Raw genomic sequence first — 15718 nt, forward strand, 5'->3', positions numbered from 1 at the left:
TACTACATCAAGATTATTGGAAAATCAGTGGGTGCGCGTCCTTGTACGACCAAGAGACGCTCTGCAGTCACGGCGAGGACGTTGTGTTCTCAAAAATGGCAATTATTGTTTCATGAAATCGTAAAATTGGTACACAAAATTAAGCCGGCTGTTCGGCGGGTGTTTGTCAGGCTGCCTATACTGCGACGACCGCAGTGGTCGCCAAGCGCAAATGCCGACGCTGCGCGATCTGAGTTAGTGGAGGAACTGAACGATGCGCATACACCCGGCCAGCTCGGCCGATCTCGACGATTTGACGCAGTTGTTTGCCGGCTACCTGCTGTTCTATCAGGAGGATAGGACGGCAGCGGCGATCCGCGTTTTTCTCGCGGCGCGTCTCAGTAGCGGCGACTCGCAATTGTTCCTGGCGCGTGACGCGCAGGGGGTGGCGCTTGGCTTCGTCCAGCTCTACCCGTTTCAGGCTTCCCTGGCGCTGCAACCGGCCTGGCTGTTGAGCGACCTCTATGTGGCCGAGGCCGCCAGGCGCCAGGGGGTTGGCGAAGCCCTGATGAACACCGCCCGCGCCCATGCCGAAAGCACTGGGGCCTGTGGTTTGCAGTTGCAGACGGCAAAGAGCAATCTGGCCGGGCAGGCGTTGTACGAGCGGCTCGGCTATGTGCGCGACGAGCTGTTCCACACCTACTGGCTGGCATTGCCGCCGGATGACTGAACGCGCAGCCGCTGCCGTGCGCGCGGCTCTCCACAACCTGACTGCTGAACAACAACGAGAGGCTTGCCATGGATCATCTGGTACTAACCGTCATCGCCAAGGACCAACCCGGGTTGGTCGAGCGGCTCGCCCAGTGCGTGGCCGACCACGGCGGCAACTGGCTGGAAAGTCGTATGTCGCGCATGGCCGGACAGTTCGCCGGGATTTTGCGTGTCGCGGTGCCGGCCAAGGCCCATGCCGAACTGGTCGAGGCGTTGCAAGGTCTGAGCGCCGAGGGGATTCGCGTGCTACTGGAGCAAGGTGGCGCCGAACCCTCCGGCAACTGGAAGCCGATTCATCTCGACCTGGTCGGCAATGACCGTCCGGGCATCATCCGCGACATCACCCGCTTGCTCGCCGAGCACGGGGTCAACCTGGAAAGCCTGAGCACCGAAGTGACACCGGCACCCATGAGTGGCGAATTGCTGTTCCATGCCGAAGCACAGTTGGCGGTACCACTCGAGTTTTCCCTCGATGCGTTACAGGCCAAGCTGGAAACCCTCGCCGACGACCTGATGGTGGAGCTCAATCTGCGCACCGATGTGGGATAAGGGCTGCCGCTGTGCACATATCCACGGCTGGCGTGGGTATAGCTGTGGATAAGCTGGGGAGTCCCGGCGCCCTGGCTAGTGCCCCGCAGCTCTCCGGGTGTTGGTCAAAAAATCAGCTATTTCAATAACTTGTGCACACAGGCCGGGGATGCTTCTGTGGATAAGGTCGGGATGGATGGCTGCACGCCAGGATTGACGCGGCATGCAGGTGGCTGAGCATTTTTTGTACAGCATGGCGCCGATGTAGGCGCGGGGGGGACGCCGAGTCCCATGCCCGCGATCCTCGCCCTGCCGAGCAATTTTGCGGGCATGGCCCGCTCCTACGGGATTGTGGTCGTTGCCAAGGGGTAGGTTGGCGCTGACGCAGGAAGCCCGGCATCGCGGTCGAGCGGTCATGCCTCATTCGGGCTGCGCGGAGTTCGGTCTGCGTCTAGATCGACCCGCCCTGCGGGATCAGCCTTGACCGCGCTTGCGCAGGGTCAGCCAGGCATCGACGCTGTACAGCGCCAGACCGGCCCAGATGCAGATAAAGGCCAGCAGCTTGCTCGGGTCGAAACGCTCGCCGAACACCGCGACCGCCAGGATCAGGATCAGGGTCGGTGCGATGTATTGCAGAAAGCCCAGGGTGGTATAGGGCAGGTGGCGCGCGGCGGCGTTGAAGCACAGCAGCGGGACCAGGGTGATGGGCCCGGCCGCCATCAGCCAGAGTGCTTCGGGCGTGCTCCAGAATGCGCTTTGGCTGCTCAGCGCGGCCGGATGCCAGAGCAGCCAGCCGATCGCCAATGGCAGCAGCAGCCAGGTTTCCACCACCAGGCCGGGCAGTGCGGCGACCGGCGCCTGTTTGCGGATCAGCCCGTAGAAGCCAAAGGTCAGCGCCAGCACCAGCGACACCCACGGCAGGCTGCCGAGTTGCCACACCTGCTGCGCGACGCCCACGGCGGCCAGGCCGACTGCCAGCCATTGCAGGCGGCGCAGGCGTTCGCCGAGCAGCAGCAGGCCGAGCAGCACATTGACCAGCGGATTGATGTAGTAGCCGAGGCTGGCTTCGAGCATGCGCTCGTTATTCACCGCCCAGACATACACCAGCCAGTTGCTGGCGATCAGCAGGCCACAGAGCGCCAATACGGCCAGGCGCTTGGGATTGGCGCGCAGTTCGCGCAGCCAGCCGGGGTGTTTCCAGACCAGCAACAGCGCGGCGCCGAAGACTGCCGACCAGAGTGCGCGGTGGACCACGATCTCCAGCGCCGGGACGTTCTGGATGGCTTTGAAATAGAGCGGGAACAGGCCCCAGATGCTGTAGGCGGTCAGGCCCAGAATGTACCCGCGGCGCGGGTTGGCGGTGGCCATGCAGAATCCTTGCTTGGGCGACTGACGAAAGCCCAGGATTCTAGTCGCGGCACCTGGTACTTGTCTGCAGGTTCAGGTTTTTCCTGCCATGGAGAAAAGCAGATTTGCGTAAGGAAGGCTTTACAGTCGTTGTCCGGATGCAATCCGGGAAGCGCGATCCCCGGACTGCATGGGCATTTCGTAGGAGCGGCCCATGGCCGCGATAGATCGCGCCCACAAAAAGCATCGCGGGCATGGAGCTAGGCGTCCCGCCGCTCCTACGTCCGGTGAGGCTTGCGCATGAACACAGGATTCGCGGGACGGTTGCTCTTGCTTGCCGCTGCTGCTCAGAACAGCCTGAGCGGCTCCTCGTCCAGCGCGGCCAATTGCTCGCGCAGCATCAATACCTGTTCGCCCCAATAACGTTCGGTGCCGAACCAGGGGAAACTGTGGGGGAACGCCGGGTCGCGCCAGCCAGGCGCTGTAGTGCATCAGGCGCAGGGAGCGCAGGCCCTCGATCAGCGGCAGTTCGCGGGGGTTGAAATCGTGGAACTCCTGGTAGCCGTCCATCAGTTCGGACAGCTGGCTGAGGCGTTCATGGCGCTCGCCGGCCAGCATCATCCACAGGTCCTGCACGGCGGGACCCATGCGGCAGTCGTCGAGGTCGACCATATGGAAGGTGTCGTCGCGGCACAGCAGGTTGCCGGGGTGGCAATCGCCGTGCAGACGAATCGCCTGCACCGGGTTGTCGGCGAACAAGGTATCGAGGCGTTTGAGCAGGTCACGGGCCACCGATTCGTAGGCCGGCAACAGGCTGCGCGGAATGAAGTTGCCTTCGAGCAGGGTGGCCAGCGAGGCGTGGCCGAAGTTCTCCACCTGCAAGGCTTCGCGGTGGGCGAAGGGTCGCAGCGAACCGACCGCGTGCAGGCGGCCGAGCAACTGGCCGAGGCGATAGAGTTGTTCCAGATTGCCCGGCTCGGGCGCGCGGCCGCCGCGCCGCGGGAACAGGGTAAAGCGGAAGCCGGCGTGCTCGAACAGGGTTTCGCCATCGCGCACCAGTGGTGCCACCACCGGCACCTCGCACTCGGCCAGCTCGAAAGTGAAGCTGTGCTCCTCGCGAATCGCCGCGTCGGTCCAGCGCTGCGGCCGGTAGAACTTGGCGATCAGCGGCGTTTCGTCCTCGATGCCCACCTGGTAGACGCGGTTCTCATAGCTGTTGAGCGCCAATATGCGGGCATCGCTGAGGTAGCCAATGCTCTCCACGGCATCCAGTACCAGGTCGGGGGTCAGTGCGGCAAATGGGTGGGACATGATCGGCTCCGGTCTCTGGGCCGAAGAGTGTAGCGCTTCTGCATGGCCGGGCGGTGCTTGGCAAGCTGCGGCCGAAGTGCTTGCGTCGGTTTTAGACCTCAGGGAGGGGAGGGATGCACCCTACGCGGCGATCAGCGTAGCCCCTAGCCCGGCTGCAATCGGTGGCGTCAGTCCCCGGGTTTCGGTGTGCGCGCCAGGCAATAGATGTCGACTCGCGCCGCGCCGGCCTGTTTCAGCAGGCGCGCCAGGCTCTCGGCGGTGGCGCCGGTAGTCAGCACGTCGTCGACCAGGACCAGGTGCAGGTCGCCGACCTGGCTCCCGGGCGCCAGGGCAAAGGCGCGGCGCAGGTTGCGTTTGCGGGTGGCGGCATCCAGTTGTTGCTGCGCCGGGGTGTCGATCAGTCGTTGCAGCCAGTGTTGCTGCACCGGCAACTGCAGCTGTTCGCTCAGCCACTGCGCGAGCAGCGCCGCCTGGTTGAAGCCGCGCTGGCGTTGCCGGCGTTCGGCCAGCGGCACGGGCAGCAACAGGTCGGGCTTGGCCAGGCCTTCGTCGAAGGCATGCTGCAGGTGCTGTGACAACAGTTCACCGAGCAGACGTCCCAATGGCCACTTGGCCTGATGCTTGAAGCGGGTGATCAGGCTGTCGATGGGGAAGGCATAGCGCCAGGGGGCCTCGACCCGGTCGAAGCGCGGCGGCCGGCGCAGGCAGCCGCCGCAGGTCAGGCCCGCGTGCGGCAACGGCAGGGCGCAGACCTGGCAGCGTGCGCCGAGCCACGGCAGTTCGCTTTCGCAGCTGTCGCAGAGGCTGTGTGCGCTGTCGGCAGGCTCGTCGCAGAGCAAGCAGGCCTGTTTATTTTTTAACCAGTTGTAAACCTTGTGGCGGTCATCTGGTTGACAGCGCATGTGGCTTCCTTAAATATGCCGGACATCCGTGTATGCCTGCTGACTCTAGCAGCCGTCGCCACTAACAAGGAATCACCGATGAGCGCCACTACCGCTGCCCACCTGCGTCACGATTGGACCCTCGCCGAGGTCAAGGCGCTCTTCGAACAACCCTTCAACGACCTGCTGTTCCAGGCGCAGACCGTGCACCGCGCGCATTTCGACCAGAACCGCGTGCAGGTCTCGACCCTGTTGTCGATCAAGACCGGCGCCTGCCCGGAAGACTGCAAGTACTGCCCGCAGTCCGGCCACTACAACACCGGCCTGGAAAAGGAAAAACTGCTGGAAGTGCAGAAGGTGCTGGAGGCGGCCGCCGAGGCCAAGGCCATCGGTTCCACCCGCTTCTGCATGGGCGCGGCCTGGAAGCACCCGTCGGCCAAGGACATGCCCTACGTGCTGCAGATGGTCAAAGGCGTGCGCGCCCTGGGCCTGGAAACCTGCATGACCCTGGGCAAGCTGGACAAGGAGCAGACCGCCGCCCTGGCCGAGGCCGGCCTCGATTACTACAACCACAACCTGGACACCTCGCCGGAGTTCTACGGCAACATCATCACCACCCGCACCTACGCCGATCGCCTGGAAACCCTGGCCTACGTGCGCGACTCGGGGATGAAGATCTGCTCCGGTGGCATCCTCGGCCTGGGCGAGTCGCTGGACGACCGCGCCGGCCTGCTGATCCAGCTGGCCAATCTGCCGGAGCATCCGGAGTCGGTGCCGATCAACATGCTGGTCAAGGTCAAGGGCACGCCGCTGGCCGACGAACAGGACGTCGACCCCTTCGACTTCATCCGCATGCTCGCCGTGGCGCGGATCATGATGCCGCAGTCCCACGTGCGCCTGTCCGCCGGCCGCGAGGCGATGAACGAGCAGATGCAGGCCCTGGCCTTCTTCGCCGGCGCCAACTCGATCTTCTACGGTGAGAAGCTGCTGACCACCGCCAACCCGCAAGCCGGCAAGGACATGCAACTGTTCGCCCGCCTCGGCATCAAGCCGGAAGAGCGCGAAGAGCACGCCGACGAAGTGCATCAGGCGGCCATCGAGCAGGCACTGGCTGAACAGCGTGATGCCAGCTTGTTCTATAACGCTGCGGTCTGATGGCTCGCACAGTGGATGGGTAAGTTGCCCACCACCCGAGGTTTGATTTTTTCCGGGTAGGAGCGGGCCAAGCCCGCGAAGGCCGCTTGCGGTTCGCGGGCATGGCCCGCTCCTACATCGCTGCTATTGCCGAGGCTTGCATGCCCTTCGACCTTGCCGCCCGTCTCGCCGAACGCCGCGCCGCCAATCTCTACCGGCAGCGACCCTTGCTCGACTCGCCGCAAGGCCCGCTGGTGCGGGTCGACGGCCGCGAGCTGCTGGCCTTCTGTTCCAACGACTACCTCGGCCTGGCCAATCACCCGCAGGTGATCGAGGCCTGGCGCGCCGGCGCTCTGCGTTGGGGGGTCGGCGGCGGCGCCTCGCACCTGGTGATCGGCCACAGCACCCCGCACCACGAGCTGGAGGAGGCCCTCGCCGAATTCACCGGGCGACCGCGGGCGCTGCTGTTTTCCACCGGCTATATGGCCAACCTCGGCGCGGTCACCGCGCTGTTGGGCCAGGGCGATACGGTGCTGGAAGACCGCCTCAATCACGCCTCCTTGCTGGATGCCGGTCTGCTCAGCGGTGCGCGCTTTTCCCGCTATCTGCACAACGACGCGGCCAGCCTGAGCAACCGCCTGGACAAGGCCGGCGGCAATACCCTGGTGGTGACCGATGGCGTGTTCAGCATGGACGGCGACCTGGCCGACCTGCCGGCGCTGTGTGCGGCGGCCAAGGCCAAGGGCGCCTGGGTGATGGTCGACGATGCCCATGGTTTCGGCCCGCTCGGCGCCAGCGGTGGCGGTATCGTCGAGCACTTCGGCCTGGGCCAGGACGATGTCCAGGTGCTGGTCGGCACCCTGGGCAAGGCCTTCGGCACCGCCGGGGCCTTCGTCGCCGGTAGCGAGGAGCTGATCGAAACCCTGGTGCAGTTCGCCCGACCCTATATCTACACCACCAGCCAGCCGCCGGCCCTGGCCTGCGCCACCCTGAAGAGCCTGGAGCTGCTGCGCAGCGAGCACTGGCGGCGCGAGCACTTGAACGCCTTGATCAAACGCTTCCGTGAAGGAGCCCGGGCTATTGGTCTTGAGTTGATGGACAGCGCCACGCCGATCCAGCCGATCCTGATCGGTGACAGCGCTCGGGCCATGCACTTGTCGCAGCTGCTGCGCGAGCGCGGTCTGCTGGTCACCGCGATACGTCCGCCCACGGTGCCGGTCGGCAGTGCGCGCCTGCGGGTCACCCTGTCGGCGGCGCACAGCAGTGCTCAGCTCGAATTGCTGCTGGAGGCGCTGGCCGAATGCTGGACGCAGCTGGAGTGCTGCGATGCGTGACCGTTTGATTCTGCTGCCCGGCTGGGGCCTCGGCAGTGCCCCGCTGGAACCGCTGGCCGAGGCCCTGCGCGGGCTCGACTCGCACCTGCGGGTCGAGATCGAACCCTTGCCGTTACTGGACTCCAGCGACCCCGCCGATTGGCTGGACGAGTTCGATGCGAACCTGCCCCAGGACACCTGGCTCGGCGGCTGGTCGCTCGGCGGCATGCTCGCCGCCGAACTGGCGGCGCGGCGTGGCGAGCGCTGCGCCGGCCTGCTGACCCTGGCCAGCAATCTGCGCTTCGTCGCCGAGCCAACGTGGCCCAGCGCGATGGCGGCCGAGACCTTCGGTATGTTTCGCCAGGGCTGCGCGGCGGATGTGCGCGCCACCTTGAAGCGCTTTGCCCTGCTCTGCGCTCAGGGTGCGGCGGATCCACGCGGCCTGTCGCGGCTGCTGCTGGGCGCGGCACCGCAGGCGGGTGCAGAGAGTCTGCTGGCCGGGCTGGATGTACTGGCGGCGCTGGACACCCGCGCCGCCTTGCAGGCCTTTGTCGGTCCGCAGCTGCATCTGTTTGCCGGCGGCGATGCACTGGTGCCGGCGAGCGCCGCGGCCGCGCTGTTGGCATTGCTGCCGGATGTCGAGATCGGCCTGATCGACGCGGCCAGCCACGCCTTTCCGTTGGAGCGTCCCCATGAAGTGGCGGCGGCGATCCAGGCTTTCCTGCACGAGGCCGGCGATGATTGACGCAACCCGTAGAGAGCGCTGTGCGCACCAATGGCGTCGGATCTATGGTGCGCACCGCGCACCCTGCGCCGGGGCCTGGACATGAGCGAGCTGTTTCAAACCGGCGGCCTGCCGGACAAGCGCCAGGTGGCTGCGTCCTTTTCCCGCGCTGCCGATAGCTACGACAGCGTCGCGGCCTTGCAGCGCAAGGTCGGCAGCGCGTTGCTGGCGCGCTTGCCGGCCACTCCGAATCCGCAGCGCTGGCTCGATCTGGGCTGCGGCACCGGCCATTTCAGTCGGGCCCTGGGCCAGCGCTACGGCGCCGCCGAGGGTGTGGCCCTGGATATTGCCGAGGGCATGCTGCGCCACGCCCGGCCATTGGGCGGCGCGCAGCAGTTTGTCGCCGGCGATGCCGAACGCTTGCCGCTGCGCGACGCATCCTGCGACCTGCTGTTTTCCAGCCTGGCGCTGCAATGGTGTGCGGACTTTGCCGCGGTGCTCAGTGAAGCCCGGCGCGTATTGCGCCCAGGCGGAGTGCTGGCCTTCAGCAGCCTGTGCGTCGGCACCCTGCAGGAGTTGCGCGACAGCTGGCAGGCGGTGGACGGCTTCATCCACGTCAACCGTTTTCGCCGCTTCGACGATTACCAGCAGCTCTGCGCGGACAGCGGCCTGCAGGTGCTCAGTCTGGAAACCCGGGCCGAGGTGCTGCACTACCCCGATCTGCGCAGCCTGACCCACGAACTCAAAGCGTTGGGCGCGCACAACCTCAACCCCGGTCGTCCGGGTGGCCTGACCGGGCGCGCCCGCATGCTGGCGTTGCTTGCCGCCTACGAGCAGTTCCGTCAGGCGCAAGGACTGCCGGCGACCTATCGAGTGATCTACGGCCTTTTGCGCAAAGAGAATTGAGATGACTGCAGCGTTTTTCGTCACCGGTACCGACACCGAAGTTGGCAAGACCACCATTGCCGCCGGCTTGCTGCATGCCGCGCGCATGGCCGGGCTGTCAACCGCTGCGGCCAAGCCGGTAGCCTCCGGTTGCAGCAAGACGCCTGCAGGCCTGCGCAATGACGACGCCCTGGCCCTGCTTGGCGAATGCAGCCTGGCGCTGACTTACGAGGAGGTCAATCCACTGGCCTTCGCCCCGGCGATCGCCCCGCATCTGGCGGCCCGCGAAGCCGGCGTGCAGCTGGATCTGGAGGCGCTGCGCGGGCCGGTGCAGGCGATTCTCGACAAGGGCGCGGATTTCACCCTGGTGGAAGGCGCTGGCGGCTGGCGCGTACCGCTGGCCGGTCAGGCCGCGCTGTCGGATCTGCCGATCAGCCTGGATCTGCCGGTGATTCTGGTGGTCGGGGTGCGCCTGGGCTGTATCAATCACGCCGTGCTGACCGCCGAGGCGATTGCCCGCGACGGCCTGACCCTGGCCGGCTGGGTGGCCAATGTGGTCGACCCCAAGACGTCGCGTCTGGAGGAGAACCTGGCGACCCTCGCCGAGCGCTTGCCGGCCCCCTGTCTGGGACGGGTGCCGCGCCTGGCCAAGGCGACGCCGGCGGCGGTGGCGGAGCGTCTCGATCTGGCACTGTTGGGGTTGGCGCTATAAGCAGGCCTTGTGCCATAGCCATTTGCCGGTACGTATCGGGCGGATTATCTGCTTCAATGCAAGGCATCTATGGAGTTCACCTGCGGGAGCTGGTTTATGGAAATCTCCGCTAACGCCTTCAGTTCAGGCATCAGCACCATTCAGTCGGGGCAACGCCGCGTCGATCAGGCTGCCGCCGAGATCGCCGGCAATGCCGTCGCTGCGCCGTCACAATCGGCGCAGACGCCTGCGCCGAATCAAGTCAATCCGTCGCCCGAGGTGGCCGGGCAAGGTCGTGCGGACCTGGCCGAGAGCCTGGTGGCGTTGCGTGTCGGCCAGCACGAAGCACAGGCCGGTGCGCGCGTGGTGCGCACCGCCGACGAAGTGCTGGGCACGTTGATCGACACCAAGGCCTGAAACGCCGCGCGCCTATTGCGCTTGCGCCAAGCGCCCGGCAACTGCCGGGCTAGGGCGCGCGATTGTTTCACGGCCTCTGACGGTCGCGGAGGCGACCTGCAGCTGCGGGACAAGGAGGGGACTGCATGCAGATCGGCACGGTATCAAGCTATCTTGCGCCTGCAGTGTCGTCACTGCCGGTTCGCCCGGTTGCGCCCGCCGCCTCGGTCGATGTTTCCCTTGACCTGACCCGCGCTACCCAGGCCCCTGCTACGCCTCCCCATGCCCTCGGCGACGAACAAGCCGCCTCTGCCCGCGAAGAGGCGGATCAGTCCCCCGAGCCCTCGACCCGGTCCGCCGGCGAGCAGGGCAAAGTCGAACCCAGCCCGCAGCAGCAACGCCTCGAACAGCTGGAAATCGCCGAGCTGGCCACTCGTGACCGCGAAGTGCGCACCCACGAGCAGGCCCATGCGGCGGTCGGCGGCAGCTATGCCGGTGCGCCGAGCTACACCTACACCCATGGTCCGGATGGCCAGCGCTATGCCGTCGGGGGTGAGGTCAGTATCGACACCAGCGCCGTGGCGGGCGATCCGCAAGCCACCCTGAGCAAGATGGAAATCGTCGTGCGCGCCGCCCTGGCGCCGGCCGAACCCTCCGCCCAGGACCTGCGAGTGGCGGCGCAGGCCCAGGCGCAGATGGTCCAGGCGCGCGGCGAACTGGCCGAGCTGCGCCTCAGTGAAGCCGACGAAGGGCGCGCCGAGCGTGCGCAATCGAGCGAGGCGGCTGAGCCTGCGCTGCAGGGCGAGGATCCTGAGGCGTCACGGCCGCCGCCGCGTTCGTCTGCAGCCGATCTCGGTCTGTATCGGCGCACCGCCGAATCAGCAGACTCTGTGCCGTTGATCGATCTGCTGGGCTGAGAGTTTGTGAAAAGCTCTCGCCCACTGCGACCGCCTCCAGGCGGTCTAGACGCCGAATAACCCCGAGCAATCCGCGATCTGCAGGGTGTCACTCGCCGCAGGCAGTGCACCATGGCTCATCGGCACGGCACGCATCTCGGCGGGTTGTCGCTGCACTCCGAACGGAGCGCCACCCGAGCCGCCCTACCCGCAGGCAGTGCACCATGGTTGCCCGGCGCGGCACAAAACTGGAGGGTTGGCGCTGCACCGCTAGCGGAGTGCTGCCCGACGTGCCGTGCGCGCCTGGAGGCGGCCTGTCGACGGCGCCCGATATTTGTACAACGCTGATCGCCGGTCCCGCGGTGCTTGACAAGGTCGGGGCGTAAACGTATGTTTCAAACACTTGTTTGATTGCTCGGTGGCCAAGACGTCGCCAGGCAGTCGGGAGCGATGCCCCAAGCGACCGCTGAGTCGGTCACCCAAACACACTAATGAGTCCACCGCAGAGGTTAACCGCTATGCCTGACTACAAGGCCCCCTTGCGTGATATTCGCTTCGTCCGTGACGAACTGCTTGGCTATGACGCGCATTATCAGAGCCTGCCTGGCTGCCAAGACGCTACCCCGGACATGGTCGACGCCATCCTCGAAGAGGGCGCCAAGTTCTGTGAGCAGGTACTGGCACCGCTGAACCGTGTGGGTGACACCGAAGGTTGCACCTGGAGCGAGTCCGGTGTTAAAACCCCGACCGGCTTCAAGGAAGCCTACAAGCAGTACGTCGAAGGTGGCTGGCCGAGCCTGGCCCATAACGTCGACCACGGTGGCCAAGGCCTGCCGGAGTCGCTGGGTCTGGTGGTCAGCGAATTGATAGGTACCGCCAACTGGTCCTGGGGTATGTACCCCGGCCTGTCCCATGGCGCGATGAACACCATTGCCGAGCACGGCACCGACGAGCAGAAGCATGCTTATCTGACCAAGCTGGTTTCCGGCGAATGGACCGGCACCATGTGCCTGACCGAGCCGCATTGCGGCACCGACCTGGGCATGCTGCGCACCAAGGCCGAGCCCCAGGCCGATGGCAGCTACAAGGTTTCCGGCACCAAGATCTTCATCTCCGCTGGCGAACACGACATGGCCGACAATATCGTCCATATCGTCCTGGCCCGCCTGCCCGATGCGCCGCAGGGTACCAAGGGTATCTCGCTGTTCATCGTGCCCAAGTTCCTGCCGAACGCCGATGGCGCAGCCGGCGAGCGCAACGCCGTGTCCTGTGGTTCGCTCGAGCACAAGATGGGTATCCACGGCAACGCCACCTGCGTGATGAACTTCGACGGCGCCACCGGCTACCTGATTGGCCCGGCGAACAAAGGCCTGAACTGCATGTTCACCTTTATGAACACCGCCCGCCTGGGCACCGCGCTGCAAGGCCTGGCCCATGCCGAAATCGGCTTCCAGGGTGGCCTGAAATACGCTCGCGAGCGTCTGCAGATGCGTTCCCTGACCGGTCCGAAAGCACCGGAAAAAGCCGCCGACCCGATCATCGTGCATCCGGACGTACGGCGCATGCTGCTGACCATGAAGGCCTTCGCCGAAGGCAACCGCGCCATGGTCTACTTCACCGCCAAGCAGGTCGACATCGTCAAGTACAGCCAGGACGAAGCCGAGAAGAAGCAGGCCGATGCATTGCTGGCCTTCCTTACTCCGATCGCCAAGGCGTTCATGACCGAAGTCGGCTTCGAAGCAGCCAACCACGGTGTGCAGATCTATGGTGGTCACGGCTTCATCGCCGAGTGGGGCATGGAGCAGAACGTTCGCGACAGCCGCATTTCCATGCTGTACGAAGGCACCACCGGCATCCAGGCCCTCGACCTGCTCGGCCGTAAGGTGTTGCAGACCCAGGGCGAAGCACTGAAAGGCTTTACCAAGATCGTGCACAAGTTCTGCCAGGGCAACGAAGGCAACGCCGCGGTCAAGGAATTCGTCGAGCCTTTGGCCCAGCTGAACAAGGAGTGGGGCGAACTGACCATGAAGGTCGGCATGGCGGCGATGAAGGATCGCGAAGAAGTCGGCGCTGCGTCGGTGGACTACCTGATGTACTCCGGTTACGTCTGCCTGGCCTATTTCTGGGCCGACATGGCGCGCCTGGCTGCCGAGAAGATTGCTGCCGGTACTGCCGACGAAGCCTTCTACAAGGCCAAGCTGCAGACCGCGCGTTTCTACTTCGCGCGCATCCTGCCGCGTACCCGCACCCACGTGGCCACCATGTTGTCCGGCGCCGGCAACCTGATGGACATGCACGAAGACGACTTCGACCTGGGCTACTAAGCCCGGCCGCGACATCGCCTGGAAAAGCCGCCACCCCTTGGGGTCGCGGCTTTTTTTCGTATGAGGGTAGGGTCGCCTCGCAGGTCAATCAGAGGTTAAACCGCCTCTCGTGGGTTAGGCGTACGTTGCCGATAGCGATGAGCCCGCAAACGCCAGCGGCTGGGCGAAGCCCGGCACCTGGATCTGGTCCAGCTGGCCCGCATTGGATTGATTCCAGCGCCTTATTTATTGGCCATCGATAGCTATCGATGGGTATCGTGCTTGATCGTTCGAGGATGGCGCCGCTAATCCACCCGCTGGCCGCGCACCGGCTATTTATGGCGCTGCATTCAGCGGGCGTACGGTTGTTGTGGAGCAGTCCGCTCGGCAGTAGCGTAGGGGCTATCGACCCGCGCCTTGCGCGCCTGCCTGACGGAGAACGACCATGCCCGAGTACAAGGCCCCCCTGCGCGATACGCGCTTCTTGATCGACGAAGTCTTCGACTTTCCCAGCAGCTACGCCGCGCTTGGCGCCGTCGATGCGACCCCGGACATGGTCGGGGCGATCCTCGAGGAAGGTGCCAAGTTCTGCGAGCAGGTGCTGGCGCCGCTGAACCGTTCCGGCGACGAAGAAGAATGCCAGTTCGACAATGGCGTGGTGACAACGCCCAAGGGCTTCAAGGAAGCCTTCGCCCAGTATGGCGAGGGCGGCTGGATGAGCCTGGCCGCCGACCCGGCCTACGGCGGCCAGGGGCTGCCGCACTCGCTCGGTTTGCTGATCAGCGAGATGGTCGCTGCCAGCAACACCTCCTGGGGCATGTACCCGGGCCTGACCCAGGGCGCGATGTCGGCGATCCATGCCCACGGCACGGAAGAGCAGAAGCAGACCTACCTGACCCGGATGACCGAAGGCCGCTGGACCGGCACCATGTGCCTGACCGAAGCGCATTGCGGCACCGATCTGGGCATCATCAAGACCCGCGCCGTGCCCCAGGCCGACGGCAGCTATGCGATCAGCGGCAGCAAGATCTTCATCTCTGCCGGCGAGCACGATATGAGCGAGAACATCGTCCATCTGGTGCTGGCCAAACTGCCGGGTGCGCCGGCCGGGACCAAGGGCATTTCGCTGTTTATCGTGCCCAAGTTCCTGCCCGCCGGCGACGACGGCGTCGGCGAACGCAATGGCGTGTCCTGCGGCTCGATCGAGCACAAGATGGGGATCAAGGCCTCGGCCACCTGCGTGATCAACTTCGACGACGCCACCGGCTACCTGATCGGCGAGGCCAACAAGGGCCTCAACTGCATGTTCACCATGATGAACCATGCCCGCCTGGGCACCGGCATGCAGGGCCTGTGTCTCGGTGAGGCCAGCTACCAGGGTGCGCTCAAGTACGCCAACGAGCGCCTGCAGATGCGCGCCCTGACCGGGCCGAAGGCACCGGACAAGCCGGCCGATCCGATCATCGTGCATCCCGATGTGCGGCGCATGCTGCTGACCATGAAGGCGTTCAACGAGGGCAACCGCGCCCTGGCCTACTTCACTGCGCAGCTGCTCGATGTGGCTCATCTGGGCGCCAGCGCCGAACAACGCGAAGAGGCGGAGAACCTGCTGGCCTTGCTCACCCCGATCTGCAAGGCCTTCATGACCGACACCGGCATGGAGGTGACCAACCACGGCATGCAGATCTTCGGTGGCCATGGCTATATCCGCGAGTGGGGCATGGAGCAGCTGGTCCGCGATTGCCGCATCGCACCGATCTACGAGGGCACCAACGGTATCCAGGCCCTCGACCTGCTCGGGCGCAAGGTGCTCGGCAGCCAGGGCAAGCTGCTGCGCGGCTTCACCAAGATCGTCCACAAGTTCTGTGAGGCCCAGGCCGAGCACCCGCAGCTCAAAGGCTACGTGGCGCAGCTGGCCGGCCTGAACCAGCAGTGGGGTGAGCTGACCCAGAAGATCGGCCTGGCGGCGATGAAGAACCCCGACGAGGTCGGCGCCGCTTCGGTGGATTACCTGATGTATTCCGGTTACATCATCCTGGCCTACTTGTGGCTGCGCATGGCCGTGGTCGCCCAGGACAAGCTCGACGCGGGTGCCGGCGAGGCGGCGTTCTATCAGGCCAAGCTGGCGACCTGCGCCTTCTACTTCAAGCGTCTGCTACCGCGCACCGCCGCCCACCTGGCTGCGGCCGAGGCGGGCAGTGAGTGCATGATGAGCCTGCCAGCCGAGCATTTCGGCGTCTGACCGGCGCTTGAAGCCCGGCAAAAGCCCGCCAGTTGGCGGGTTTTTGCTATCTGGGATCTGGCGAGCAGGTGGAGACTTATTGGTCATAACACGACCCTATGTGTCTGAAATGTTGCTCGGTTAAACTCCCACGCCTGATTTAACCCTGTTGCTTCGTTCGAGGATTTTCCATGGCTGACTACCAAGCCCCCCTGCGCGACATGCGCTTCGTGCTCAACGAAGTGTTCGAAGTATCCAAGCTGTGGGCCCAACTGCCGGCCCTGGCCGAAGTGGTGGACGAAGACACCGCCAGCGCCATTCTCGAGGAAGCCGGCAAG

Annotated in this window: 14 protein-coding genes and 1 pseudogene; 12 read left to right on the plus strand and 3 right to left on the minus strand. The window is 65.1% G+C overall.

From position 1 onward, the window contains the following. Nucleotides 1-253: 253 nt before the first annotated feature. Together R3355_RS13045 and R3355_RS13050 are read left to right on the plus strand one after the other, a co-directional pair. Nucleotides 254-709: a GNAT family N-acetyltransferase gene (locus R3355_RS13045; RefSeq protein WP_318961556.1), complete on the plus strand. Its 456-nt coding sequence runs from the start codon at nucleotides 254-256 to the stop codon at nucleotides 707-709. A gap of 68 nt (nucleotides 710-777) precedes the next feature. After that, nucleotides 778-1299 (plus strand): glycine cleavage system protein R, encoded by a 522-nt coding sequence (locus tag R3355_RS13050; protein WP_318961557.1) that lies wholly within the window; start codon nucleotides 778-780, stop codon nucleotides 1297-1299. 453 nt (nucleotides 1300-1752) lie between these two features. Here the strand turns inward: R3355_RS13050 and rarD are convergent, their stop codons facing one another. The 3 genes and pseudogenes from rarD to R3355_RS13065 all read right to left on the minus strand — a co-directional run bounded on the left by rarD (nucleotide 1753) and on the right by R3355_RS13065 (nucleotide 4838). Beyond that, complete coding sequence (rarD, locus tag R3355_RS13055; RefSeq protein WP_318949491.1) at nucleotides 1753-2646, minus strand: EamA family transporter RarD; 894 nt, start codon at nucleotides 2644-2646, stop codon at nucleotides 1753-1755. Nucleotides 2647-2972: 326 nt separating this feature from the next. Next, nucleotides 2973-3936, minus strand: a pseudogene (locus tag R3355_RS13060) (serine/threonine protein kinase). Between the two features lie 167 nt (nucleotides 3937-4103). Continuing rightward, nucleotides 4104-4838 (minus strand): ComF family protein, encoded by a 735-nt coding sequence (locus R3355_RS13065; RefSeq protein WP_318961558.1) that lies wholly within the window; start codon nucleotides 4836-4838, stop codon nucleotides 4104-4106. A 78-nt stretch (nucleotides 4839-4916) separates the two neighbouring features. Here R3355_RS13065 and bioB point away from each other — a divergent pair, with 78 nt between their 5' ends. The 10 genes from bioB to R3355_RS13115 all read left to right on the plus strand — a co-directional run. Further along, nucleotides 4917-5972 carry a biotin synthase BioB gene (bioB, locus tag R3355_RS13070; protein WP_318961559.1) on the plus strand — a complete coding sequence of 352 codons (1056 nt, stop codon included), beginning with the start codon at nucleotides 4917-4919 and terminating at the stop codon, nucleotides 5970-5972. Nucleotides 5973-6112: 140 nt separating this feature from the next. Next, nucleotides 6113-7285, plus strand: a complete 1173-nt coding sequence (gene bioF / locus R3355_RS13075) for an 8-amino-7-oxononanoate synthase (protein WP_318961575.1) — start codon at nucleotides 6113-6115, stop codon at nucleotides 7283-7285. Beyond that, nucleotides 7278-8009 carry an alpha/beta fold hydrolase gene (locus tag R3355_RS13080; protein WP_318961560.1) on the plus strand — a complete coding sequence of 244 codons (732 nt, stop codon included), beginning with the start codon at nucleotides 7278-7280 and terminating at the stop codon, nucleotides 8007-8009. The genes bioF and R3355_RS13080 overlap by 8 nt, the downstream gene beginning before the upstream one ends. 81 nt (nucleotides 8010-8090) lie before the next feature. Then, the gene (bioC, locus tag R3355_RS13085; RefSeq protein WP_318961561.1) at nucleotides 8091-8894 is read left to right on the plus strand and encodes a malonyl-ACP O-methyltransferase BioC; all 804 of its coding nucleotides are present in this window, start codon (nucleotides 8091-8093) and stop codon (nucleotides 8892-8894) included. Nucleotide 8895: 1 nt separating this feature from the next. After that, the gene (gene bioD / locus R3355_RS13090) at nucleotides 8896-9585 is read left to right on the plus strand and encodes a dethiobiotin synthase (RefSeq protein ID WP_318961562.1); all 690 of its coding nucleotides are present in this window, start codon (nucleotides 8896-8898) and stop codon (nucleotides 9583-9585) included. A gap of 96 nt (nucleotides 9586-9681) precedes the next feature. After that, complete coding sequence (locus tag R3355_RS13095; protein ID WP_318961563.1) at nucleotides 9682-9981, plus strand: hypothetical protein; 300 nt, start codon at nucleotides 9682-9684, stop codon at nucleotides 9979-9981. Nucleotides 9982-10106: 125 nt separating this feature from the next. Next, nucleotides 10107-10877, plus strand: coding sequence for a putative metalloprotease CJM1_0395 family protein (locus R3355_RS13100; RefSeq protein ID WP_318961564.1), 771 nt, complete (start codon nucleotides 10107-10109; stop codon nucleotides 10875-10877). 497 nt (nucleotides 10878-11374) lie between these two features. Then, on the plus strand, nucleotides 11375-13180 hold the full coding sequence (locus tag R3355_RS13105; protein ID WP_318961565.1) for a phenylacyl-CoA dehydrogenase: 1806 nt from the start codon (nucleotides 11375-11377) through the stop codon (nucleotides 13178-13180). Between the two features lie 424 nt (nucleotides 13181-13604). Then, entirely contained in the window at nucleotides 13605-15401 is a 1797-nt protein-coding gene (locus R3355_RS13110; protein WP_318961566.1) for an acyl-CoA dehydrogenase C-terminal domain-containing protein, read from the plus strand. A 170-nt stretch (nucleotides 15402-15571) separates the two neighbouring features. Continuing rightward, the coding region (locus R3355_RS13115; protein WP_318961576.1) for an acyl-CoA dehydrogenase N-terminal domain-containing protein at nucleotides 15572-15718 on the plus strand (147 nt) is incomplete at its 3' end.

The sequence above is a fragment of the Pseudomonas sp. genome (genome assembly GCF_033723075.1).
Classification (GTDB): Bacteria; Pseudomonadota; Gammaproteobacteria; order Pseudomonadales; family Pseudomonadaceae; genus Aquipseudomonas.